This is a genomic window from Winogradskyella marina (assembly GCF_015645385.1).
GTDB classification, from domain to species: domain Bacteria; phylum Bacteroidota; class Bacteroidia; order Flavobacteriales; family Flavobacteriaceae; genus Winogradskyella; species Winogradskyella marina.
This window is the reverse complement of the sequence record NZ_JADOET010000002.1, coordinates 121,914-147,379: the sequence shown is the minus strand read 5'-3', so window position 1 is coordinate 147,379 and position 25,466 is coordinate 121,914. Positions and strand designations below refer to the sequence as shown.

At 31.6% G+C, this 25,466-nt stretch carries 25 protein-coding genes; 21 read left to right on the top strand and 4 right to left on the bottom strand.

The window, feature by feature from the left end; genetic code table 11:
* The first annotated feature begins 25 nt into the window (after positions 1-25).
* The 16 genes from ITJ86_RS03845 (at position 26) to ITJ86_RS03770 (ending at position 17,322) form a co-directional block, all read left to right on the top strand.
* Positions 26-1,717, top strand: a complete 1,692-nt coding sequence (locus ITJ86_RS03845; RefSeq protein WP_195870292.1) for a DUF6909 family protein — start codon at positions 26-28, stop codon at positions 1,715-1,717.
* Positions 1,718-1,720: 3 nt separating this feature from the next.
* Positions 1,721-2,773 (top strand): hypothetical protein, encoded by a 1,053-nt coding sequence (locus tag ITJ86_RS03840; RefSeq protein ID WP_195870291.1) that lies wholly within the window; start codon positions 1,721-1,723, stop codon positions 2,771-2,773.
* Positions 2,766-3,785: a dTDP-glucose 4,6-dehydratase gene (gene rfbB / locus ITJ86_RS03835; RefSeq protein ID WP_195870290.1), complete on the top strand. Its 1,020-nt coding sequence runs from the start codon at positions 2,766-2,768 to the stop codon at positions 3,783-3,785. The genes ITJ86_RS03840 and rfbB overlap by 8 nt, the downstream gene beginning before the upstream one ends.
* 57 nt (positions 3,786-3,842) lie before the next feature.
* Positions 3,843-4,706, top strand: a complete 864-nt coding sequence (gene rfbA, locus ITJ86_RS03830) for a glucose-1-phosphate thymidylyltransferase RfbA (protein ID WP_195870289.1) — start codon at positions 3,843-3,845, stop codon at positions 4,704-4,706.
* Position 4,707: 1 nt separating this feature from the next.
* Positions 4,708-5,253 (top strand): dTDP-4-dehydrorhamnose 3,5-epimerase, encoded by a 546-nt coding sequence (gene rfbC / locus ITJ86_RS03825; protein ID WP_195870288.1) that lies wholly within the window; start codon positions 4,708-4,710, stop codon positions 5,251-5,253.
* Positions 5,250-6,101, top strand: a complete 852-nt coding sequence (rfbD, locus tag ITJ86_RS03820) for a dTDP-4-dehydrorhamnose reductase (protein ID WP_195870287.1) — start codon at positions 5,250-5,252, stop codon at positions 6,099-6,101. The genes rfbC and rfbD overlap by 4 nt, the downstream gene beginning before the upstream one ends.
* A 97-nt stretch (positions 6,102-6,198) precedes the next feature.
* Positions 6,199-7,314 carry a GDP-mannose 4,6-dehydratase gene (gmd, locus tag ITJ86_RS03815; protein ID WP_195870286.1) on the top strand — a complete coding sequence of 372 codons (1,116 nt, stop codon included), beginning with the start codon at positions 6,199-6,201 and terminating at the stop codon, positions 7,312-7,314.
* Between the two features lie 4 nt (positions 7,315-7,318).
* On the top strand, positions 7,319-8,374 hold the full coding sequence (locus ITJ86_RS03810; protein WP_195870285.1) for a GDP-L-fucose synthase family protein: 1,056 nt from the start codon (positions 7,319-7,321) through the stop codon (positions 8,372-8,374).
* Positions 8,375-8,401: 27 nt separating this feature from the next.
* Positions 8,402-9,694 carry a lipopolysaccharide biosynthesis protein gene (locus tag ITJ86_RS03805; RefSeq protein WP_195870284.1) on the top strand — a complete coding sequence of 431 codons (1,293 nt, stop codon included), beginning with the start codon at positions 8,402-8,404 and terminating at the stop codon, positions 9,692-9,694.
* Entirely contained in the window at positions 9,691-10,926 is a 1,236-nt protein-coding gene (locus ITJ86_RS03800; protein ID WP_195870283.1) for an O-antigen polymerase, read from the top strand. Before ITJ86_RS03805 ends, ITJ86_RS03800 begins: the two co-directional genes overlap by 4 nt.
* Positions 10,927-10,973: 47 nt before the next feature.
* Positions 10,974-12,002 carry a glycosyltransferase family 4 protein gene (locus ITJ86_RS03795; protein WP_195870282.1) on the top strand — a complete coding sequence of 343 codons (1,029 nt, stop codon included), beginning with the start codon at positions 10,974-10,976 and terminating at the stop codon, positions 12,000-12,002.
* A gap of 45 nt (positions 12,003-12,047) precedes the next feature.
* Entirely contained in the window at positions 12,048-13,259 is a 1,212-nt protein-coding gene (locus ITJ86_RS03790; RefSeq protein WP_195870281.1) for an O-antigen ligase family protein, read from the top strand.
* Positions 13,237-13,785 carry a putative colanic acid biosynthesis acetyltransferase gene (locus ITJ86_RS03785; RefSeq protein ID WP_195870280.1) on the top strand — a complete coding sequence of 183 codons (549 nt, stop codon included), beginning with the start codon at positions 13,237-13,239 and terminating at the stop codon, positions 13,783-13,785. The genes ITJ86_RS03790 and ITJ86_RS03785 overlap by 23 nt, the downstream gene beginning before the upstream one ends.
* Before the next feature lie 3 nt (positions 13,786-13,788).
* A complete protein-coding gene (locus ITJ86_RS03780) occupies positions 13,789-14,994 on the top strand; it encodes a WcaI family glycosyltransferase (protein WP_317190616.1) in 1,206 nt (401 codons plus the stop codon).
* 184 nt (positions 14,995-15,178) lie between these two features.
* Complete coding sequence (locus ITJ86_RS03775; protein ID WP_195870279.1) at positions 15,179-16,534, top strand: exopolysaccharide biosynthesis polyprenyl glycosylphosphotransferase; 1,356 nt, start codon at positions 15,179-15,181, stop codon at positions 16,532-16,534.
* Between the two features lie 8 nt (positions 16,535-16,542).
* Positions 16,543-17,322, top strand: coding sequence for a glycosyltransferase family 2 protein (locus tag ITJ86_RS03770; RefSeq protein WP_195870278.1), 780 nt, complete (start codon positions 16,543-16,545; stop codon positions 17,320-17,322).
* On the opposite strand, the gene ITJ86_RS03765 is transcribed toward ITJ86_RS03770, so the two are convergent.
* Complete coding sequence (locus ITJ86_RS03765; protein ID WP_195870277.1) at positions 17,306-18,613, bottom strand: phenylacetate--CoA ligase family protein; 1,308 nt, start codon at positions 18,611-18,613, stop codon at positions 17,306-17,308. The genes ITJ86_RS03770 and ITJ86_RS03765 overlap by 17 nt on opposite strands.
* A gap of 110 nt (positions 18,614-18,723) precedes the next feature.
* Here ITJ86_RS03765 and purD point away from each other — a divergent pair, with 110 nt between their 5' ends.
* The gene (purD, locus tag ITJ86_RS03760) at positions 18,724-19,995 is read left to right on the top strand and encodes a phosphoribosylamine--glycine ligase (RefSeq protein ID WP_195870522.1); all 1,272 of its coding nucleotides are present in this window, start codon (positions 18,724-18,726) and stop codon (positions 19,993-19,995) included.
* Between the two features lie 152 nt (positions 19,996-20,147).
* Here purD and ITJ86_RS03755 read toward each other — a convergent pair whose 3' ends face one another.
* Positions 20,148-20,375, bottom strand: a complete 228-nt coding sequence (locus ITJ86_RS03755) for a DUF6341 family protein (RefSeq protein WP_195870276.1) — start codon at positions 20,373-20,375, stop codon at positions 20,148-20,150.
* 68 nt (positions 20,376-20,443) lie between these two features.
* Between ITJ86_RS03755 and ITJ86_RS03750 the strand changes: the two genes are divergently transcribed.
* Positions 20,444-21,361, top strand: coding sequence for a DUF6427 family protein (locus ITJ86_RS03750; RefSeq protein WP_195870275.1), 918 nt, complete (start codon positions 20,444-20,446; stop codon positions 21,359-21,361).
* On the opposite strand, the gene upp is transcribed toward ITJ86_RS03750, so the two are convergent.
* Positions 21,350-22,009, bottom strand: a complete 660-nt coding sequence (upp, locus tag ITJ86_RS03745; protein ID WP_195870274.1) for a uracil phosphoribosyltransferase — start codon at positions 22,007-22,009, stop codon at positions 21,350-21,352. The genes ITJ86_RS03750 and upp overlap by 12 nt on opposite strands.
* 71 nt (positions 22,010-22,080) lie before the next feature.
* Here upp and ITJ86_RS03740 point away from each other — a divergent pair, with 71 nt between their 5' ends.
* Together ITJ86_RS03740 and ITJ86_RS03735 are read left to right on the top strand one after the other, a co-directional pair.
* Complete coding sequence (locus ITJ86_RS03740; RefSeq protein WP_195870273.1) at positions 22,081-22,686, top strand: DUF4254 domain-containing protein; 606 nt, start codon at positions 22,081-22,083, stop codon at positions 22,684-22,686.
* 80 nt (positions 22,687-22,766) lie between these two features.
* On the top strand, positions 22,767-23,792 hold the full coding sequence (locus ITJ86_RS03735; protein ID WP_230080212.1) for a glycosyltransferase family 9 protein: 1,026 nt from the start codon (positions 22,767-22,769) through the stop codon (positions 23,790-23,792).
* A gap of 105 nt (positions 23,793-23,897) precedes the next feature.
* Here ITJ86_RS03735 and ITJ86_RS03730 read toward each other — a convergent pair whose 3' ends face one another.
* Positions 23,898-24,956 carry a ferredoxin--NADP reductase gene (locus ITJ86_RS03730; protein WP_195870272.1) on the bottom strand — a complete coding sequence of 353 codons (1,059 nt, stop codon included), beginning with the start codon at positions 24,954-24,956 and terminating at the stop codon, positions 23,898-23,900.
* A gap of 129 nt (positions 24,957-25,085) precedes the next feature.
* Here ITJ86_RS03730 and ITJ86_RS03725 point away from each other — a divergent pair, with 129 nt between their 5' ends.
* Positions 25,086-25,418 carry a PadR family transcriptional regulator gene (locus ITJ86_RS03725; RefSeq protein WP_179337539.1) on the top strand — a complete coding sequence of 111 codons (333 nt, stop codon included), beginning with the start codon at positions 25,086-25,088 and terminating at the stop codon, positions 25,416-25,418.
* Positions 25,419-25,466 lie beyond the last annotated feature (48 nt).

Genomic DNA, 25,466 nt, shown 5'->3' with positions numbered 1-25,466 from the left:
TATATTTGTAGGTCAATTTAAGATTATGATTACAAATAAAAAGAAACAAGGACGTACGCGGGCTCAGGAGAGCTCTAGTGCCATAGAACGCATGTATATTACGATGAGACACCTGTTTAATCGCGGGTTTTACAAACCTATGGGTGTTTCTGGTGAAACATTGCGCGAGGCTTTATTGCTTCTACGTCCAGAAATCTATGGTTCTATTGGAGAAGAAAAAGCAGAACTAGAAGGTTTACTTTATGTCGTAGATCGATTACCACAAGGTATAGAAGAGTGTACATTTATTAACCTTACAAGTGATGAAGGTTATGCCAATTCACATTTTAAAGCTATAATTCCACCAAAAAGAAGACGAAACTGCTATCGTATTGATGATGAGCAAATGAACATTGAAATCACAAGAGGCCGTTCTGAGATTTACGATATTCTAACACACCTTACGTTTCTGTTTGTTGAGTCTCATAAAATTAGCAAACGTGTTCTTATAGATGAAGAAGGGACCACAGTTAGAGATTGGCAAAAATTAGAAAATGCGGTAACTGCAACAAAAAAACTGACACAAAAAGAACGTGAAATAGCGATTACACATACGGCTAATATTTTAGGGAGAACGTTTAATGAACTCACTGAAGCATATCCTAAGTTTGCAACTGAAAGTCAACCAGAACGTTTATTGCACATTGTGTATTGGTTGGGAAAATTAGCCATAGAAGAAACCATTAATAATAACAAACGCACTATAACTTTTAGTCCTGTTTTAAGAGAACGATTAGGACATCATATTCATGGTGAAATATGGGCAGATACGATTAAGGCGGCTTTGCATAAAAACGATTTATTAGAACGACCTATTCATATTATTAGTGCTAATATGCACAGTGTTATGAATTCACTGTTTGCTAAAGGAACGCTAAAAGGAGCTGATGCTAAAAAGGATATTTTTCAAACGTACGAAGCGTTAAGTGATTCTAAAAATTCATTATTACGTAATAAAGTTGAAAAATCTGCGTTGCAAAATGGAATGATCTATATAAAAGATTCGTCTGGTACTAATATAGATATTCAAATTTTTGATTCAGATAAAATTGATTTTTCTAAAACAGAATTCAAATATCTTGAAGAAGCTAAAGCGAATAAAGCTGTTATTTTCGTTATGGATTATGCTTTTGGAGAGCAAGCTTATGAGACTTTAGACGAATTATTAAAACCTATTAATGTCAATGGGAAAAGTGTACACTTAGATGTGAAGTCGATTTCAATAATGGGAAAAGCGGGCATTTTAGAAGGAGGAAAAGGTGATGTTATGATTCCTAATGCACATATTTTTGAAGGTACAGCCGATAATTATCCGTTTAAAAATGAACTAAGCAAAAATGATTTATTAGACTGTGGAGTCTCTGTTTTTGAAGGTACAATGGTGACTGTTTTAGGGACATCGCTTCAAAATAAAGAGATTTTAAAGTTCTTTAAAAAATCGACATGGAATGTCATAGGTTTAGAAATGGAAGGGGCGCATTACCAAAAAGCCATACAAGCCGCCTCTAGAGTACGAGGAAGCATCAACGAAGATGTAAAAGTAAGGTACGCCTATTATGCTAGTGATAATCCATTAGAAACAGGTGGCACTTTAGCATCTGGAGGTTTAGGAACTTCTGGTGTTAAACCAACATACGTCATTACAAAAAAAATACTAGAACAAATATTTAATTCATAACACATGAGTGAGAAATTACCACAGCAACCTCAGAATGAAGAGGTTGATTTAGGTCAGTTATTTAATGCAATCGGTAGATTGTTTGAAAAATTATTTGCTTTTATAGGTAGTATATTTAAGGGGATTTTCTCTGCTATTATCTACACTATAAAACCACTAATAGACTATTTTAAAATCGTTGTAGGCGTTGTAATCATTGCAATTGTTCTAGGTGTTATTTTTGAGAAATCTAAAGAGCCTTTGTACCTATCTAGTATGGTTGTAGAAACCCATTTTGATTCAAAATATCAATTAGTAAGAGATATAGATTATTTTAATGCTTTAGCAAAATCAAACAGCGGGAGTGAACTGTCTAAAATCTTTGAAATTGATGAATCATTTGCGAGCAAATTAAAAGGGTTTGAGCTAGAGCCTGGACCTGTAACTCAAAATGATTTGTTTGTTGAATATGACGAATATCTAAAATCGATTGACACTTCTTTGGTTGAGCAATTAACCTACGAAAGTTACGTAAATAATAGAGATGTATTATCGGGTAGTATTTACACTATTACTGCATATGCGTATGAGCAAGATATTTTTCATAAGCTTAATGAAGGATTTAGAAAGACTTTTGAAAATGAGTTTTCAAAACACCAAAAACAGATTAGAGACTCCTTGGTCGCTATAGAGCGTTTAACGCTTACAACCGAGCTTTCGCGTTTGGATAGTATTCAAAATACATATTTGGAAGTACTAAAGAACGAATCTAAAAATAGAGATATTTCGTTTGGACTTACTGCTGGTATTCCACTTCAAGAAGAAAAATCAATAACGAAAGAATATGACTTGTTTTTAAAAGAACAAGAAATTAGAAGAAGTTTAAATAATATAAATAAAAGCACAGCTGAAAAAGATACGTATTTTGATATAGTTTCTAATTTTGATAGACTAGGAAGTAAAGATAAAGGTGTAACGCAGCGTTATTTTATTCTATTTCCTGTTATAGCAATAATTCTTATTCTAGTATTCTTTTTGGCTGTTAAAGCATTTAAATTTATTAAAGAATATGAATGATTCTAAATCCATACTGGTTACTGGTGGAGCGGGTTTTATAGGTTCAAATTTTATAGTCTATTTTTTAAAACATTATAAGAATATTACAGTTGTTAATTTAGATAAGCTCACTTATGCAGGTGAGCTTTCTAATTTAACTGAGCTTACGGAAAACATTAATTATAAATTTATTAAAGGAGATATTTGTGATTCAGAACTTATAGAAAAGTTATTTGATACTTATAATTTTTCGAGTGTCATTCATTTTGCAGCAGAATCTCATGTAGATAACTCTATTAAGCATCCAGATGCCTTTATTAACACTAATGTTTATGGGACGTTTAATTTATTAAATATCGCTAAAAATCATTGGATGGATTCTCCGTTTTCTTTTAAAGAAGGTTGTGAGAACAATAGATTTCATCATATATCGACTGATGAAGTTTATGGAACTTTAGGTGAAACAGGATTATTTACTGAAGAAACACCTTATGCGCCAAACAGTCCATATAGTGCATCTAAAGCATCTTCAGATTTTATTGTGAGAAGTTATTTTCATACCTATGGAATGAATGTGGTAACTACCAATTGTAGTAATAATTACGGTCCAAAGCAACACGATGAAAAACTAATTCCTACCATCATCAGAAAAGCGTTGAGCAATCAGCCTATTCCTATTTATGGTGATGGAAAAAACATCAGAGATTGGTTGTATGTTGAAGATCACTGTAAAGGCATTGATTTAGTATTTCAGAAAGGAAAAGCAGGTGAAACTTATAATATTGGTGGAAAAAATGAGCGTTATAATTTATATATAGCACATAAAATTTGTGATATTTTAGATGAATTAAAACCTAAAGATAATTTGTATTCTGAGCAAATAACTTTTGTGACAGATCGTCCAGGACACGATTTTAGATATGCTATTGATGCTTCAAAAATTGAAAATGAATTAGGATGGGAAGCAGATGAAAATTTTGAAACCGGCATAGTAAAAACCATTGAGTGGTACGCAAATAAATATAAAAACTAAATAGAAAATCAGTTTTATTGAAAACTGAATATCAATTTTTCAAAAAACATATTGAGGATGAAAGGAATAGTTTTGGCAGGAGGATCAGGTACAAGATTACACCCATTAACTTTAGCCGTAAGTAAGCAATTAATGCCTATTTACGACAAACCGATGATTTATTACCCTGTTTCTACATTGATGTGGGCTGGTATAAACGATATTCTAATTATTTCTACACCTCAAGATTTACCCTTATTTAAAAAGCTATTAGGAGATGGAAAATCTTACGGCTGTAATTTTGAATATGCTGTACAAGAATCACCCAACGGATTAGCAGAAGCCTTTATTATTGGAGAAGAATTTATTGGCGATGATAAGGTGGCTTTAATTCTAGGTGATAACATTTTTTATGGCACAGGTTTAGCAGATTTATTACAACAGAATAACGATCCTGAAGGTGGTATTATTTACGCCTATCATGTTCACGATCCAGAACGTTATGGTGTTGTTGAATTCGATGAAAATGACGTTGCCATATCCATTGAAGAAAAACCCGAAAAACCAAAATCTAATTTTGCTGTTCCAGGGATTTATTTTTATGATAACGCAGTTGTAGAGATTGCAAAAAACATAGCACCTAGCAAACGAGGTGAATTAGAGATAACAGACGTTAATAAAATGTACTTAAGCCAAGGAAAATTAAAAGTGAGTGTCTTAGATAAGGGAACAGCTTGGCTAGATACAGGAACGTTTAAATCTTTAATGCAAGCTTCACAATTTGTACAAGTCATAGAAGAGCGTCAAGGCTTAAAAATTGGATCTATTGAAGAGGCTGCATACCGAATGGGTTATATTGATAAAAAACAATTTATAAACGTAGTGAAGCCGTTAACAAAAAGCGGCTATGGAAAACACTTATTAAGTTTAGTATCTGAATAATATGATTGCAAAAGAAACCAAACTAAAAGGATGCTTTATTATAGAACCTCAAGTTTTCGAAGACAAACGCGGTTATTTTGTAGAAAACTACAATCAAAAATCATTTAAAAAAGCGCTTGGTCTAGACGTTAATTTTGTTCAAGATAATGAGTCAAAATCATCTAAAGGTGTACTTAGAGGCTTGCATTATCAAACAGGCAAATTTGCTCAAGCAAAGTTAGTAAGAGTTATAAAAGGAAGCGTTTTAGATGTTGTCGTAGATTTAAGACCCAAGTCGCCAACGTTTGGAGAACATGTAACTATTGAACTTTCAGAGCAAAATAAAACACAGTTTTTTGTACCAAGAGGTTTTGCTCATGGTTTTTTGGTATTAGAAGATAACACCATTTTTAGTTATAAATGCGATAATTTTTATAATAAGGAATCAGAAGGTGGTATTATTTTTAATGATGAAGAATTAGGGATAGATTGGAAACTTTCAGCGCAAGATTTAATTATTTCAGATAAGGATAAGGAGTTGCCAAAGTTTAGTAAAGCCATTCTATGAAAAAAGTCATTGTATTAGGATCAAACGGTCAATTAGGTAAAACCATAAAAGATTTTACCGATAGTAGCACTATTGACTTCCATTTTTACTCACGCAGCGATTTAGATATTACCGATAAAACTAAGTTAGAAACACTATTTGCTTGTTCAGATTTTGACTATTGTATCAATTGTGCTGCATATACTAATGTTGAAGGTGCAGAAACGAATAATGAAGACGCTTATTTGATTAATGCAGACGGTGCAAAGCATATTGCAGAAGTCTGTAATAGGTTTCAAGTAAAACTCATACATATCTCAACAGATTATGTGTTTGATGGTGAAAACAATGAACCTTATACTACCACTGATCAGACAAATCCTATTAACCAATACGGAAAATCAAAGTTACAAGGAGAATTGTATATTCAAGAACAATTAAATGAGTATTATATCATTAGAACATCATGGCTATATTCTTTACATGGTAAAAACTTTGTAAAAACTATTGTTGGTAAATTGAAAAGTGGAAGTACTTTAAATATTACTACAGAAGAACAAGGAACACCAACGAGTTGTTTAGATTTAGCATCATTTATTTTATATTTAGTTACTTCAGATAAAGTTCCTTATGGTATATATAATTTTACAGCTAATGGAAGTACAACTTGGTATGGGTTTGCCCAAGAAATAGCAAAAAATTTACCGTATGGAAATAGTGATCAAATTTTGCCAACAAGTAAGTTTAAAACACTTGCAAAACGACCACAGTATAGTGTTCTATCTCTTAACAAAACAGAAGAAAATTTTAAAAAGCTAAATACATGGCAAATTAGTTTAAGGGAAATATTAAGTGAGATGCAAGCTTAATGAAGTTAAGTGTCATTATTCTAATAAAACCCTCAAAAGAATTACCTTTGTGTATTAGTTCAATTAAAAAAAACAAAAGTATTTACCATATTTGATAATGAAAAAAATTGCTTTAATAACAGGAGTAACCGGACAGGATGGCGCTTATTTAAGCGAGTTTCTCCTTAAAAAAGGATATATAGTACACGGATTGAAGCGAAGATCTTCTTTATTTAATACAGATAGAATAGATCATTTGTATCAAGATCCACACGAAGAGAATCTTAATTTTATTTTACATTATTGTGATTTAACAGATAGCACTAATTTAATACGGATTATCCAGGAAGTTCAGCCCGATGAAATATATAATTTAGCCGCAATGAGTCATGTACATGTCTCTTTTGAGATTCCTGAATATACGGCTAATGCAGATGGTATAGGAACTTTAAGAATACTTGAAGCCGTACGGATTTTAGGACTGCAAAAGAAAACAAAAATATATCAGGCATCAACGTCAGAACTTTATGGTAAGGTGCAAGAAGTGCCACAAACAGAAACAACACCTTTCTACCCTAGAAGTCCGTATGCAGTCGCTAAAATGTATGCGTATTGGATTACTGTAAACTACAGAGAAGCTTATGGTATGTATGCGTGTAATGGTATTTTATTTAATCATGAGTCTCCAATTAGAGGTGAAACTTTTGTTACTCGTAAAATAACTAGAGCAACATCTAAAATTGCACTTGGTCTTCAAGATAAAGTTTATTTAGGAAATCTTGATGCTCAGCGCGATTGGGGACACGCTAAAGATTATATTAGAATGATGTGGATGATTCTTCAGGCAGATGAACCGGAGGATTGGGTAATCGCAACCGGAAAAACGACAACCGTAAGAGATTTTGTAAAAATGTGTTTTGCGCATGTAGGAGTACATTTAGAATTTAAAGGTGAAGGGGCTAAAGAAAAAGGTTATGTAATAAGTTGCAACAACCCAGAATATCAAATTGAAATAGGACAGGAAGTTGTTGCTGTTGATGAAAAATATTTTAGGCCAACAGAGGTCGAACTTTTAATAGGTGATGCTACGAAAGCAAGAGAGAAGTTAGGATGGATTCCTGAATACGATTTGCCTGCATTGGTAGAAGACATGATGTCTAGCGATATTCAATTAATGCAAAAACAGCAATATTTAAAGGATGGTGGTTATAGAATAAAAAATTATTTTGAATAACAACATGAACAAAGATTCTAAAATTTATGTTGCAGGTCATAGAGGTCTTGTAGGTAGTGCTATTTTAGAGAACCTACAATCTAAAGGTTATACAAATATTATTACTAAAACTCATAAAGAGTTAGACTTAAGTAATCAAGTTGAGGTACAAGAGTTCTTTAAACTAGAAAGGCCTGAATATGTTATTTTAGCTGCAGCAAAGGTTGGAGGTATCATTGCAAATAATGTTTATAGGGCAGATTTTATTTATGAGAATTTAATGATTCAGAATAATGTAATTCATCAGAGTTATGTTAACGGAGTTAAGAATCTTTTGTTTTTAGGAAGCACCTGTATCTATCCTAAAGATTGTCCGCAACCAATGAAAGAGGACTATTTACTAACAGATACTTTAGAATACACCAATGAGCCTTATGCAATTGCTAAGATTGCAGGTATAAAAATGTGCGAGAGTTATAACTTGCAGTATGGTACTAACTTTATTTCGGTTATGCCTACTAATTTGTATGGTCCAAATGATAATTTTGACTTAGAGAAGTCTCATGTATTACCAGCATTAATAAGAAAAATTCATTTGGCTAAACTTCTAAATGAAGAAAATACTGAAGCGGTTTTAAAAGATACGAATTTTAGTACTATTGAAGAATCTAATGCTTATTTAGAATCATTTGGAGTCTCTAAAAGCAGTGTAGAAATTTGGGGAACAGGAAAACCGAAACGTGAGTTTTTATGGTCTAAAGATATGGCAGATGCCTGCATATTTCTGATGGAAAATAGAGACTTTAACGATACCTACACGGCAGGACAAAAAGAAATAAGAAACACACATATCAATATTGGCACAGGAAAAGATGTGTCTATAGCAGAGCTTGCCGAAACTATAAAAATGGTTATCGGATTTAAGGGGTCTTTAGTTTTTAACAGTGACAAACCAGATGGAACCATGCGCAAACTTACCGATGTTTCAAAACTAAATAGTCTAGGTTGGAAACATAAAATTGAATTAGAAGAAGGTATAAGAAAAGCTTATAATTGGTATTTAAATAAACAAAATGTGTAATTAAACTTTTAATTAAATAAAAACTTAATGCCTTTATTAAAATCGAATCGTTTTTTGTCGATATATAGCTTATTAAAAGATAAAAATCAGCAGAAGTCTTTCTTATATATCTTGATTAGAGGTATCTCTGTTATTTCAAATTATGTTTTCTCAATTTTAGTTATACATTTATTTTCAAAAGAAGACTATGGAAATTACGTCTATGGTTTATCTATCTTTATGTTATTAAGCGTGTTTTTAAAACTTGGAGTTGATATTCATTTTGTAAAGATTTTTTCTGAATTTAAATCTAAGATTATACCAAAATGGATTGGTTTAGTTGAGTGGAAAGTTATTTATCTTTCAATTGCGGTATGTGCGGGAATAATTGCTTTTTTATACTTCACCAACCAAATAAGCGGGAATAATTTTTCGATTATTTTATTCATTTTATCTGTGCCTTTTTATGTGAAAGTATTATTGAATTCAGGAAAATTAAGGGGAATATCGAAAATAATAGAATTTGCATTTTTAAATATTGCAGGCAGAATTTTAATTAGTCTACTTGTTTTTGTCATTCTATATTATCTGTTTTCTTATAGAGACTCTAATTCTATTTATCTAGCTCATTTTGCTTCTATTGTTGTAATATTAGTTATTTCAATGTTTTGGACTAGTAAATCGTTTATAATTTCAAAAGATATAGAGGACCTCAAAATCCCAGATAATTTTTTTACTTACAATAATGGTTTATTATTAAAATCATACATTACGGTATTCTTTCTTTGGGGAGATCGGTTTTTACTATCAATTATTAGCAACCCTTCTGAAGTAGCCCAGTATGATATATGTCTTAAAATTGCCATGTTGATTATGATAGTTTCTGAAGCATTAAAATCCACCTATGCTGCTGTTTTTGCAAAACATGCTTTGGAGCCAGAAAAACTTAAAATTGATATAAGAAAATCTACACGAGTTGGTTTCATTATAAGCTCTATGATTTTTATAGTTATATTATTTTTTGGTAAGTTTCTTTTAGGGTTATTTGGGTCAGAATTTAAAGATTCATACTTTATTTTATTGACGATTTCTTTAGGCTATACAATGTCCACGTTTTTTGGGCAAGCAGATAACGTTCTCGAGATGTGTGGGCTAATAAAACACTACGTTAAATACTATTTTATAATTATATTTTTAGCTTTAGGTTTAGGTGTTGTGTTGTCATTTAGTTATGGAGCCTTAGGAATGGCTATTGGTTTTGCAATCGGAAATTTTTTATTTCAAGCAGTAGCTTCCTATATTGTAAGACTTAAAATGAGTATAAAAACTTCCTTTTTATGATATGGTTCTTTCTAATATTATGCTTGTATTATGTTGCAGGAAGAACTAAGTTTAGTTTATTTTCTCCATTGGTTCTTTTTTATGTTTTTTTCATATTGTCTATTGTATTATCTGTAGCCTATCACTATTGGATGCCCTATGATTGGAAATTTAATATAGCTGGTACAGACAGAATCGTTGATTCTCAGCTTTGGTTATCCATAGATGTATTTGTTAAAATGTTAATATATTTTTCTTTAGGTGTCCTCTTTTATAAGTACGCGTTTAATGTTCGTAAAAACAGAGGTTTTAAAGTTGATTTAAAAATTGAATTACCACCAATAAAGACAAACTCCCTTGTTAATATAGCACTGGCATTAACGGTTCTAGAAATTATTCTAGTAGCTATGCTATACGGAAAAGAAATATTTATACGAGCTACTTATGCAGTAGATTACAATAAACTAGGAGTGATGCTGCTAGAATACTCGCTGCTGTTTCTAATATTTACAGGTAGCTTATTATATAAAGAAAAGAGAACTTTATCTCGAGTCATAGCGCTATTTGTTACGCTACTCTGTATTGGTTTTGGGTCTAGAATGGCAACTATATATTTGCTCGTTTATTTCTTTGTGATTTTTATTCTCTTTCTTAACAAAAAGAAGAAGTTTTATTATATGGTATTTGGCATACCATTTATTATTTTATTTTTTGGCTACAACCTTTCTTTGAGGTTCAATGATACTCATGGTTTAGGCCCTTATTTGTATTTGCCATTTTCGGGGTCTTCGGAAATTATTAAAAACACCTTTTTTAATTTATATTATACTTTAGTCTTTGGTGTTTTTGCAACATTCAGAACACTTGCTAAAAACCCTGTTAATTATGATTATTTATTTACCAGTTTAAATCCTGCACCAGGGTTTTTAACGGACTGGTATTTAATTTTCAAGAAGTTAAGAATCAATCATTATGCTCCTTACTCAGGTATTGGAGAGATTTTTACGTATCCAACAATTGCTTTCTTTTTTTATTTTACTGTAGGAATGATTTTTTCGCATGCAGAACGTATTATTCAGAAATTATTTATGAATAAAAAAATAGGTGCAGGTTTTATTTTATTTTTGCTTACTTCGGCCTTTATTCCTTTCAGTTTTGAATATAATTTAAGGTCTAGCGTTCGTTTTTTATATTACGCAATGATTTTTATGATGATGTTAAATATATTTTCTAATATTAAAATTAAAAGATGAGAATACTAATCTTAGGACCTTTTCCACCTCCTCTTTTTGGGGTTAGCTTGTCTAATTTTGTATTAAAAAAGGGGTTAATAAAAAAAGGACATCGTGCTGAAATTGTTAACACAGCTGGTGGTGAAAAAATAGATGCTGAAGTTGGAGCTTGGGATATAAGAAAATTGTCTTTTGTTAAAAGTTATTTTAGCCTTTACAAAATTTTTAAATCAGACGTTGTGTATTGCACAACTGGGCAAACTTTTTTTGGAATTATTAAATATGCTCCATTTGTTCTACTTTCTAGATTATTAGGAAAAAAAACGGTTGTACATGTTAAGGGAGGTTTTTTAAAACGTTCTTATGAAGATATGAGCGCTTTTAAGAAACGTATTAGTAAGTTTGTGCTTTCTAGATACAACGGAGGCATAGTGCTATCAAAATCTCTCAGAAATCTTTTAGAAGAGTTTTTACCAGATGATAAAATTTATATTCAGCATAACTTTATTCAAGATTCATTAATCATTCCTAAAAAAGAAATTTTAAAGCAAAAAAAACACGATAAGCTGAGAATCTTTTATTTAAGTAATTTAATGAAAGAAAAAGGTATCGTTGAGTTACTAGGAGCGCTAGAAACATTAAATAAAAATAAAATTCCTTTTGAGGCTAAAATTGCTGGTCATATTCCTAAAGATGGTCAAGATTTGTTAGAGAAAATGGATAATATAGAAAATCTCGAATATCTAGGAGTGGTGCAAAAAGAAGCTAAAACTGAACTTCTTAGTTGGGGAAATGTATTTTGTTTACCTACCTATTATTCTATGGAAGGACAACCGATTTCAATTATAGAGGCAATGGGTTTTGGTAATGTTATACTCACAACGAAACACGCAGGAATTCCAGATATATGTTCAGAAAAAAATGGTGTCTTTGTGGAAAAAAGAGAGGCATCAAGCATTTATAAACAATTAGAATATTTATCAAAGAATTTAGAATGGGTTAAAGAAACAGGCATTTACAATATGCAACAAGCTCAAGAGTTATATACAGAAGATGCTTTTGTTCATGGAATTCTTAAAATTTTTGAAGACGTTTAGCTACCTGTCTATAGTTTATAATAGTAGTTTTTATTAATAAATAGTATGCTCAAAACGAAATTAGAAACGCCTTATATAATTGCTTTTTCACTATTAGGGATTTTTCCTATTGTACCATTTATTGTTAAACCATTTTTACTTATACCATTATTACTAACCTCTTTATTTAACTTATACCTAATTGATAAAAGTGAGGTTAATTGGAAAAAAATTATAATCAGTACCTCTATTTATTTATTATTTGCTGTAAGCGTTTTATATACAACCGATATTAATAGAGCAACTCAACTGCTAATTAGGCTGTTACCTTTTTTAATTCTGCCAATTAGTTTTGCATTAGTGCCTAAAACTATTTATGAGAAGTTAACAGATGTATTTATACAGGTTTTTACAATTTCTTGCGGCTTATTTTGTGTTATTATTTTTATTTATAGCATATCTTTAGATATTTCTGATATATATATTATATACTCATATATATCCAATAATTTTTGGGGCTATGAAGACCATCCAATTTATATCTCTCTTTATTTTGGTATTGCATTAATATTAATTCTTTTTAAAAGCAAAAAATCTCTATTAAATATAGTCCTATTTGTAACTATTTTCTTTACATTACTTTTTTTATCAAGAAAAGGAAACATAATTAGCCTAGTTATTATTTTGCTTTTTATGGTTATTTCAAATTCAAAATCATTTTTTAACAAAATGTTTTTGGGTTATTCCTTTGTGGTTTTGTTAATTGTTGTTGGAGTATCTTATTTGTTTGATAACTTTCTTTTTATAAGGTTTGAAGAAATTATAAACTTAGATCAGTTTATAAATAACCCTAATACTTCAACAGGAATAAGAAGTATATTGTGGCGTATTGGTGCAAGTCTATCAACCGAATCACCATTTTTTGGTTATGGCTTAGGGAGTGTTCAAGATTTAATAGGAACTAGTTTAATAGAAAATGGATATGAGGAGTTAACCTATGTACTTAAATATAATGTGCATAACCAATATTTGCAAATAGCACTAATATCAGGATATATAGGTTTATTGTTTTTTTTATGTATATTATCATATATCTTTCTCAAAATTAAGAACAGCAAACGCGCACTTTGTATATTTTTATACATCATACTTTGTTTTATATTCGAAAGCTTATTAGAACGTCAAAACGGCATAATTATAACAGCATTGTTTTTTAATTTATTCGTATTCTTGCCATATAAAAAGGAAGTAATCAATGAGTCATTATCAAAACCTTAATACATACGAAACACCTAAAGGTTTTAGAGGGAAATCTGCTATTACTGTTCAATTATGGTGGATTGTTCAAGCGACGTTTTTTAGATTATCACCTCAGATATTTTATGGTTGGCGACGTTTTTTATTAAGGTTATTTGGAGCAAAAATTGGAAAAAATGTTATTATAAGGCCATCTGTACAAATTACCTACCCATGGAAAATTTCAATTGGAGATTATAGCTGGATAGGAGATGAAGTGGTTCTTTATTCTTTAGGAGAAATAAAAATAGGATCTCATACTGTAATTTCTCAGAGGAGTTATATTTGCACGGGTTCTCATCATTATAATTCTGATAATTTTGATATTTATGCTAAGAAAATAACAATAGGCAATAAATGTTGGTTAGCGACTGACGTGTATGTGGCACCAGATGTAGCTATTGGTGATTTTACAGTTGTAGGTGCACGCAGTAGTGTTTTTAAAGATTTACCCTCTAATATGGTTTGTAAAGGACATCCAGCAAAACCCTTTAAAGATAGAAGTTAAATAGTGAAAATTAAAAATATTACCTTCATTAGTCTAAACTACGCTCCAGAAGATACCGCTATAGGTTTATATTCTACACAGTGGGTTGATTTCTTAAGAGAATCTGGTTATAATGTTACAGTTATCACTGCGTTTCCATACTATCCAAAATGGGAAATCTCTAAAGAATACAAGCAAAAAAAAACATTTCTAAAAGAAGAGTTGAACGGAACAACGGTTTTAAGATATAAACAGTATGTGCCCAAAAAGCCAACTTTTTTAAAACGAATTATTCATCTTTCAGATTTTACAATTGGATCTATATTTAACCTTTTTAAAATCAAAGAGTGTGATTTGGTAATTTCAGTTGTGCCTTTTACAACCTCTGTTTTTTTAGGCTATATTCAAAAGAAACGATTTAAAGCAAAACTCTGGACACACATTCAAGATTTTGAATTTGATGCGGCTTTACAAACAGGTGTAGGAAAGAGTAAGAACATAATTTTCTCAATACTTTTTAAACTAGAAAAATGGCTGTTTTCTAAATCAGATCTTGTAAGTACTATTAGTTATAGTATGTTAAATAGGCTCTCTGAAAAAACGAAAACAGAACAGTATTTTTTACCAAATTGGATTGATGATGCTACCATTAATCCTTCAACGTCTAAAACGCATCAATATCTACAATCTAAAAAGACCAAAATATTATATTCGGGAAATATTGGAGACAAACAAGATTGGCTCACTTTTATACAGTTTTGTAAAGATCTTAACGAAGAACGCTATGAAATTGTTATTGTTGGAGATGGTTCTAAAAAAGAATGGGTTTGTGGTAATATAAAACCCTTCCATAATGTCAATTATTATCCACCAGTTCCGTTTGAAGAATTATCGGATTTATTGTGTAGTGCTGATGTACATATATTGTTTCAAAAACCAGAAGTTATAGATACAGTAATGCCTTCTAAGGTTTTAGGAATGATGGCAAGTGGAAAACCGTCTATAGTTATTGGTAATAGTAAATCTGAAGTTAAATCTATATTTGACGCTTCTGGAGCAGGCTTATACTTCTCAGAGTATAGTTTAGCATTAGTAGAGGCATTGGAGAATTTAACCATAGATAAAGTTCATTTGCAAAAACAAGGCGAAGAAGCTAGGCGATATGTTATTGAAAATTTTTCAAAACAAAAGATTTTGTCTAATATGTTAAAGCAACTTAAAGAAATTTAAAAATACAAGAAATTATATCGGGGAAATTATATTATCGTTAAACATCTGTCACTTTCAATACGTTCAATTATATCGTATATTGCATATGTTAGGTTTTTATTTTAAATTTAAATAAAAATAGATTCACTTTTAAAATCGATAAGCTCAGGAAAAAAACTACTTTTGTCAATTATTTTTAAACGATTTGAGTTTATTTAAACACGGAAGATATTCGGGCTATTTAAGACCTATTTGTTACATCATTGATTTAACTATCATTAATGGTGTAGCTATATTGTATTTGCTTAAAGGAAAGGATGAAATTGTTTTTTCAACAATTATTTCTATAAGTTGGGTGTTATTGTCTGTATACTCAAAGTTTTATGAAGTCTATAGATATACTAGGCCTATAAATATTTTATCGCTCATTGTAAAACAATTTATTTTATATCTGCTTTTGGTTTTTGCGTTTTCAGGTATATATTATGAATTAAACATATATCCTCTTCCAATTGTAAAATACACACTACTGTGCTTTCTGCTTATTACAATTTTTAAGTTTACTATATATTATTTATTGCAGAAGTATAGAACTTCTTTTGGTGGCAATTTTAGGAAAACAGTCATTTTGGGTTTAAACAAAAAAACCATCGCATTAGATAATTTTTTTAATAAGAACCCAGAATACGGTTACTCCCACCAAAAGACCTTTAATTTTAAGAATAAAGAACATGCTCTAGAAGACTGTTTTAGTTATATACTAACCGAAGGAATAGATGAAATTTATTGTTCAATCTCAGAATTAAGTAATTCTCAAATTGCAGAGATTGTTGATTTCGCAGATAACAATCTTAAGATTTTAAAGTTTATTCCAGATAGTAAGGAGATTTACGCTAAGAAATTACGATATGAATATTACGATTATATCCCTATTCTTACGCTAAGAAATATCCCATTAGAAGATTCCGTAAACACCTTTATAAAACGCGGCTTTGATATTTTGTTTTCAAGTTTTGTTATTATTTTTATTTTATCTTGGTTAACACCCATAATAGGTCTTTTAATAAAGTTAGAGTCAAAAGGTCCTGTGTTTTTTAAACAGTCACGAAACGGTTTTAATTACAAAGAATTTGATTGCTACAAGTTTAGATCCATGATGCCCAACAAAGATGCTCATTTATACCAGGCTACAAGAGGTGATCAACGTGTAACCAAAATCGGTAAATTTATTAGAAAAACAAGTATAGATGAATTACCACAATTTTTCAACGTTCTTTTTGGAGATATGTCTGTTGTTGGTCCAAGACCGCACATGGTAAGCCACACAAATATGTATGCCAAAAAAATAGATAAATTTATGGTTAGGCATTTTGTAAAACCAGGTATAACGGGTTTAGCTCAAACTAGTGGGTTTAGAGGGGAAGTAGAAACCGATAAAGATATTATAGGGAGAGTTAAGTATGATATTTTTTATATCGAAAACTGGTCAATTCTTCTCGATATGAAAATTATTATACAAACTTTTATTAACGCCATTAAAGGCGACGATAAAGCGTATTAAAGCAATACATGCAACCACTAGTCTCTATAATAACTCCAATTTATAACAATGCTAAGGTTATAGAAAAAACCATAAGCAGTGTACTTAATCAAACCTATCAAAATTGGGAGTTGCTCTTAATAGACGATGCTTCTATTGACGAATCGGTCAAGGTGATAACACCATATGTAGACGCACATTCAAGAATTAAATTAGTGGTTCATAAAAAGAATAAAGGCGCAGCAGAAGCACGAAACTTAGGATCCAAAATGGCCACCGGAAATTATATAGCTTTTTTAGATGCAGACGACCTTTGGAAAGCAAACAAATTAGAATTGCAAGTCAACCAACTGCTTAGCAATACTACAGACGTGAGCTTTGGAAGTTATGAATGGATAAATTCTGAAAACAAACCCTTAAACAAAAAGGTGCATGCCTTAAGTTGTTTAACTTATGACAAACTTCTTAAAGCAAATTATATAGGAAACCTTACAGGAATGTACAATAGTGAAAAATTGGGCAAAATTTATACTAAAGATTTAAAAAAACGACAAGACTGGTTGTTGTGGTTAGAAGCGTTAAAGAGAAGTGATAAACCTGCTATTGGAATTCAAGAAACCATTGCCTATTATAGGATTACTGAAGGCTCATTGTCATCAAATAAAACAAATCTATTAAAGCATAACTTCAATGTGTATAGAAAAGGTATAGGTTTTTCGTTTATAAAATCTTTGTTTTATTTAATACAGTTTTTATTTGAACACTTATTTGTGAAAAAACGTTTAATTAAGCCTATAATTTCGAAATAAATTGTTTCAATTTCCCAGCTTTGGTACGCTTTAATTGTTCAACGCGTTCAAAACTAACCGAAATTCCTGATTCTAGATAATGCTCCATTTCTGCGATAATAATATCTTTTTTAGCCTTTGAAAGTTCAATACGGCTTACAAAACGAATCATAAAATGGTCTAATTTTAACTGCTCAATTATAAATTCCGAAACATTACCGTCGTTTTCAATCACGCTTTTTGTTATATAATAAAAGGTTAATCCTGCTGCTTTTTTTCCACTTGGTAAAACAGCAATATCATTAGTTCTTCCTACTAACTTTTTAAGAATAGGTTTGCGTATTGTGCTTTTTTCAGAGAGACTCCCAATATCACCAATATCATATCTTATAAACGGATGTGCGGTATTGTATAAAGACGTAATTACAATTCGTCCTTCTTCACCATAAGGTAAAACGGCACCATTATTATCTAAAACTTCAACATACAAAGTTTCGTTATTTACTTGCCATTGATCGTCAGTGTTCTGAAATGCAATTAAATCGAGTTCCGAAGCACCATATTCGTTAACTACAGGCACACCAAATTGTTTTTCCATTAAAGCCTTATCGTCATCAAAGAGCATTTCGGAAGTGACAATGCATACTTTAAGCGACGGACAAATTGTTTTTAAAAGGAGGTCTTTTTGCTTCAAATACTTAGCGAATTGTACGATCGGACTCGTATAACCGTTGATAAATTCAAATGTGTCGGTTTTAAATTTAGCGATGGTTTCATCAAAAGCAGCATCACTCAAATCAAATACAGAAAATCGAAATCGGTTACCAAAATAGTCCTTCAACCGCTCCTTGTAATAACCTTTTTTATCGAGAGGAATACCGTAAAATCGGGCTTGTTTAGAACTATTAAAATCAATACCATACCACCCAAACCGATTCATAATTTCCGCCCAAGTGAGTGCATGACACCATTTGTCTTTGGCAAAAATAAATGGATCGCCAGAACTGCCTGATGTTTTATTTACATAGACATTCCTTGGAGTAAAACCATCACTTAGTCGTTGCTCTAAAGGTTGTTGTAAGTTTTTTTTTGTAATAATAGGAACCGAATTCCAATCGTTAACATCAACGGTTTTTCCTAATGCTTTATAAAACGAATTGTGCTCTAAATGATAAGAAATAATGCGTTTTTTTTGCGCATTGATATAGGTTTCAAATTCAGCATCAGTTTTAGCCTGAATGTCAGCTAAAGCAGCCCTTGCCTTATCGATGTTAAAGCCATTTAGTTTTAAAGATAAATCGAATATTCGCAAGTTGTTTTTCGCATTTAAGATTATGAACTTATCATATTGTTCAGTTCTTTGGTAAAATAATTGTTTTTTAAACTTAAAACCAATTATTTTTGACGAAACAAATCAAGATTATGAATATTTTAGTACTTGGCTCTGGCGGAAGAGAACATACATTCGCATGGAAATTATCTCAAAGTAATCGTTGTAAGGCACTTTTTGTTGCGCCAGGAAACTCAGGAACAGCAGCTATTGCTACAAACCTAAATATTGGTGTTACAGATTTTAAAGCGATAAAATCTGCTGTATTAGAACATAACATCGATTTGGTCGTTGTAGGTCCCGAAGATCCATTGGTACAAGGTATTCACGATTTCTTTTTAGAAGATGAAGCGCTAAAACATGTTGCTGTTATTGGACCACAACAAGCTGCTGCAGAACTTGAGGGCAGTAAGGAATTTGCTAAAGAATTTATGATGCGTCATAACATTCCAACAGCAGCTTACGAAAGTTTTACAAAAGCTAATGTTGAAGACGGTTACAAATTTCTTGAGACTTTAAAACCTCCTTACGTTTTAAAAGCAGACGGTTTAGCGGCAGGAAAAGGGGTTTTAATCTTAAATGATTTACAAGAAGCTAAAGACGAACTAAAAAGTATGCTTGTAGATGCTAAATTCGGAGATGCAAGCACTAAAGTGGTGATTGAAGAATTTTTAGATGGCATTGAATTGAGCTGTTTTGTACTAACTGACGGAAAAGATTATAAAATTCTACCTACTGCAAAAGATTACAAACGCATAGGAGAAGGAGATACAGGGTTAAATACAGGTGGTATGGGAGCAGTGTCACCAGTACCATTTGCAACACAAGAATTCTTAGATAAAATTGAAAACCAAGTTGTAAAACCTACGGTTGAAGGTTTAAAGAAAGATAACTTACCCTATGTTGGTTTTATTTTTATTGGTTTAATAAAAGTTGGTGACGATCCAAAAGTGATTGAGTATAATGTGAGAATGGGAGATCCTGAAACGGAAGTTGTATTGCCACGGTTAAAAACAGATCTTGTTGAAATTTTTGACGCTATGGCAAATCAAACGTTAAGTCAGGTTGCTATTGAAATTGATGAGCGTGCGGCAACAACGGTAATGTTAGTTTCTGGTGGTTATCCTGAAGCTTACGAAAAAGGTAAAGAAATCACAGGTATTGAAAACATCACAGAGTCTATAGTTTTTCATGCAGGAGCCGTTGAAAAAGACGGAAAGGTGGTCACTTCTGGTGGTCGCGTTATGGCAATTACATCGTATGGCAATACCTACCATGAAGCCATAAAAAAATCTTATCAAAATATAGAAAATCTACATTTTGATAAGATGTATTATCGTAAGGATATTGGTTTCGATTTATAAACTTCTTTAGGTTTTCTATTTGCAACCGAGAAGTTTGGCTTTTATACACTAATGAATTTGAGTTTTCTTAACATAGTAAACTACGTTTCGAAAAAACGATAAAATTAGTGTGCAAAATGTGAATTTCTTAGGTAAAAGAAAAAATTAGAGGTTTAAAGATAAGAGTGAGAAGAAATACTTTTATCTTCTTCATTATTATCATTGAATTTTTTAAGCTGTAGCATCCAATATACAAATGCTACTATACCAATTACCAAAAATACCCATGAGAAAATGTTAGCAGAAAACCAGCTTTCTAACTCTAATGCTTTAAGTGCATCAAAAGGAGCAAGTAATACATTTACAAATAAATCCGCTATTCCGTTAAAGAAATCAGTCATAACTTTATAAATTTACACCAATTCTATTTTTGAATTGGGATTGAACAGCAAAAATACAAAAAGAGTTAATGATTACAAGAATTTTTAGTAAATCTAAACCTATAAACTTCATTATTGTTGCTGTTTATGTTTCGCTGCTATTTGTAATCACAAATTATACCTCGCTTTTTTCGGACTTAAACAGTGTTTTAACAACGCTTTTTAAGTGGGCAATTACCATGTTTTTGCTTTTTCTGCTCGATTTTATTGTCTCAAAAAATAAATTGTCAAAAAGAAATAGTTATGCCTTAATGACCTTTGGACTGCTATTTGGGTTGTTTCCAGAAGCGATGGCACATTTAGATTTATTGCTAGCTAACTTATTTATAGTTTTTGCTTTAAGGCGTTTAATAAGCTTACATTCTAATCTTTATATTAAAAAGAAGTTATTCGATGCCGGATTTTGGATTGTACTAGCATCATTATTCTATTTCTGGGCAATTTTATTTTTTGCCTTAGTGATTGTTGCACTTATATATCATTCTCAAAACGATTTTAAGAATGTTATTATTCCCTTTATTGGCGTTGCAACAGTTGCTATTTTATTAGTGGCATATAATATTGTAGTGTACGATGAATATATAAGACCTTCAAACTTTAAACGTTATGCTAGTTTAGATTTTACGGCTTATGATAGTAAAGAAAGTATTCTAAAACTAACCATTTTGTTTACAGCACTTATATGGACACTCATCTATTTTTTTAAAAATATTCCAGATAAAAACAAGAAATTAAAACCCTCTTATTTTTTAATTTCTTGGGCTTCTGTTATTGCTATTTTGATTGCTGTTATTGCTCCGGTTAAAAATGGAAGTGAGTTTTTATTCTTATTTGCTCCGTTTTCAATAATTATGGCAAATTATATCGAAGTGATTTCAGAACGTTGGTTTAAAGAAGTTTTTATTGTACTCTTATTAATCACGCCAATAATAGGTTTACTGCTGTAATTTGTTTCCAAAGGCTAAATCACCAGCATCACCTAATCCTGGAATAATATACCCTTTTTCATTTAAGGAGTCATCAATGGTAGCAATCCATAGTTTTACATCGGCATCAAAAGCTTCGGCAACGTATTCAACACCTTGTTGTGCACCAATAACACTAACTAAATGAATATCTTTAGGTGTGCCAAATGGTTTTAATGCTTCGTAAGTAGCCACCATAGATTGGCCTGTAGCTAGCATGGGATCTGCTAAAATTAAGGTTTTGCCTTCCAAACTTGGACACGCTAAATATTCAACTACAATTTCAAAACTTTCTGGATGGTGTTTGTGTTGTCTATAAGCTGAAATAAAAGCATTTTCTGCGGCATCAAAGTAGTTTAGTAAACCATTATGAAGCGGAACACCAGCTCTTAAAATAGAACATAAGACAATATCATTATGATGCAAAACCGTTTCAGAAGTTCCAAGAGGTGTTTCGATATTTTGAGCCTTAAATTGAAGTGATTTACTTAATTCGTAACCCAAAATTTCACCAATACGTTCAATATTTCGCCGAAAGCGCATACTGTCTTTTTGAACGGATTTATCTCTTAATTCAGACATAAAAGTATTTAAAATTGAAGGTGTCTTAGACAGGTTATGAATTTGCATATTATGAAATTTGTTCAGTCGTTAAAGTTAATAATTCCAACTATATTTGTAAACAATAAATCGAATTCATTATGTTTTCACAAAAAGCAAACGCCATATTTCAAGAGGTTATTAAAACCTATAAAGTTTTAAATACCGTAGATCAGCCTTTTACAAATAAGTATGATAAAAAGGAAGACCTTATTGCACATTTATTATACAGAAAATCTTGGATAGACACTGTTCAATGGGCTTACGAGGATATTATTAGAGATCCAAACATAGATCCTGTTGCGGCTTTAACGTTAAAAAGAATGATTGATGCCTCTAACCAAGATAGAACAGATACGGTTGAATACATTGATAGTTATTTCTTAGATAAATACAAAGATGTAACCGTAAAACCAGATGCCAAAATTAATTCTGAAAGTCCGGCTTGGGCCATAGATAGGCTTTCAATTTTAGCATTAAAAATTTACCACATGCATCTAGAAACAGTAAGGGAAGATGCTAGTAATGCACACAAAGCCTCTTGTCAAAAGAAATTAGATGTATTGTTAGAGCAACGTGAAGATTTAAGCACTGCCATTGACGATTTACTTAACGATATCTCAAATGGTGATAAGTACATGAAAGTTTACAAGCAAATGAAAATGTATAATGACGATGAGTTAAATCCTGTTTTAAGAGGACAATAATAATCTTTTGTCATTCTGAACAAAGTGAAGAATCTCAATTATAGATATTTCAACTGCGCTCAATATGACATACCTAAACTATGTCTACAAAACCAAAACACATACTAGTCCTCAGATTTTCCGCAATGGGAGACGTGGCAATGACTGTACCTGTGTTACGAGCATTAACTAGTCAGTATCCAGAGTTAAAAGTTACAGTAGTTACCAGAGCATTCTTTAAGCCATTTTTTCAAGATTTAGTAAACGTAAGTGTTTATGAAGCCGATTTAAAAGGCAGACACAAAGGCGTTTTTGGGCTTTATAAACTATCAAAAGAATTAAAAGCCTTAAAATTTAATGCTGTTGCAGATGTACACAACGTGCTGCGGAGTAAAATTCTAAAACTCTTTTTCTTCGGAAAAAAAGTAGTGCAATTAGATAAAGGGAGAGCCGAAAAAAAGGCATTAACTTCTGGACAAACATTTCAACAGTTAAAAACCACACACCAACGTTATGCAGACGTTTTTGAAGCTTTGGGTTATGTCGTAGATTTATCACAACCTGTATTTTCAGAACCAAAACCATTAACCGAAAACCTAAAGGTGTTTGTTTCAAAAAAGGACTTCAAAACCATCGGAATTGCCCCTTTTGCAGCACACGACAGTAAGATGTATCCTTTAGCTAAAATGGAACGTGTTATTGAAGAACTTTCAAAAAATTACAATATCATTTTATTTGGTGGTGGAAGCAAAGAGGTAGAATTATTAAACCAGGTTGAAAGCAAATTCAATACTGTGAAATCCGTAGCAGGAAAACTAAATTTTAAAGATGAATTAGTACTCATTTCTAATTTAGATGTTATGTTAGCTATGGATTCTGGCAATGCACACATGGCAGCTATGTTGGGTAAAAAAGTAATCACCATTTGGGGAGTGACGCATCCTTTTGCTGGATTTGCGCCTTTTAATCAACCAAATGACTTTGCGTTAACGGCAAATAGAGAACAGTTTCCACTAATTCCTACTTCAATTTACGGAAATAAATTCCCTGAAGGTTATGAAAATGCAGCAAGTAGTGTTTCTGTTAAAAGTGTAATTGAAAAAGTAGAATCTGTTATTCAGAACTAAGCGTAGAATCCCCAACTTTTCAAAATAAATAAGACCTACTAGGTTTTCAAAACCTAGTAGGTCTATAAGTCTATGATCTAAAAGCGAAGCGGTCTAACGTCTGTTTTACACATCATCATAATCCACTACAACATTTGCCGTAGTAGGATGCGCTTGGCAGGTTAAAATTAAGCCTTCAGCAACTTCGCTATCTGTTAAAATATTGTTTTGTCGCATTTTAGCTTCACCTTCTGTAAGTTTAGCAATACAACTACTACAAATTCCACCTTGACAAGAATAAGGCGCGTCAATATCTTGTTTTAAAGCTGCCTCAAGAATAGATTGCTCTTGCGACATGTTGAATTCAAATTCTTCATCATCCACCAAAACTTTAATTTTAGTTTGACCTGAAGGTAAATCACCAGCCTCTTCAGAATCTGCATCAACAGGTGCTGTAAACAATTCAAATTTAATGGCATTTTCTTTTACACCATTTTCTAATAAAACATCTTTTACCGTTTGAATCATTTGTTCTGGTCCACAGAGATAAAAACTGTCTATAGTTACGTCTTTATATTTGTTTTTTACGATGAGGTTAACCGTACTTTTTTCAATGCGACCAAAAAGGGCATCAGTTTCTCGCGACTGGCTGTATATAAAATGCGCATGAAAGCGATTTTTGTATTGTTTTTTTAGTTCAAGTAGGTCGTCAATAAACATCGCATCAGCTAAGGTTTTGTTACCATAAACTAAGATGAAGTTACTAAAAGGCTCTTCTTCTAATAAGGTTTTTACGATGCTAAGCACAGGTGTAATTCCGCTTCCAGCGGCAAAGGCAGCTATGGTTCGGGTTTTAGCTTCGTTGGCTTCAAATATAAAACGACCATTAGGTTCTGCAACGTCTAAAACGTCACCAACTTTTAAAATGGTGTTGGCGTAAACTGAAAACGTTCCATCTTCAACAGCTTTTACGGCAACGGTTACATTTCCGCTACTTTGTGACGCACAAATTGAATAGTCTCTTCGGATGTCTTCACCATTAATAGTGGTTTTTAAGGTAATATATTGTCCGGCTTTAAAGCTGAATTTTTCCTTAAGATGTTCAGGAATATCAAAGGTTATGGCAACAGAATTATCCGTTACTTTATCAATTGACTTTATAGTGAGTGAATGAAATTGTGACATTAAAAAATAAATTTTGTGCAAAGATAACTATTCTTCCATAGACCTGACAGGTTTTTGAAACCTGTCAGGTGTTTTTTACATACATAAGCGTCTTATACATAAGAAAATTATGTATATATTTGTTTTACGATGAGCAATTCAAAATTATATAAAGGAAGTTTAACCACCATCATTTTAAAGCTATTGAATGAGCACGATAAAATGTATGGTTACGAAATTACCCAAAAGGTAAAGGCTTTAACAAAAGGTGAACTAAAAATCACAGAAGGAGCCTTATATCCTGCGTTACATAAGTTAGAAGCCGAAGGTTTGTTAGATGTTGAAGTCGCCAAAGTGGATAACCGATTGCGTAAATACTATAAACTCACTGAAACCGGAACCAAAGAAACCGTGAATAAATTGGAAGAATTAGCGGAATATATAAAGACGATGCAAGCTTTAGTAAATCCAAAATTGGCATAAGTACTAATCCTGCAAGGCATGTGCTGAACTTGATTTAGCATCTAAAAC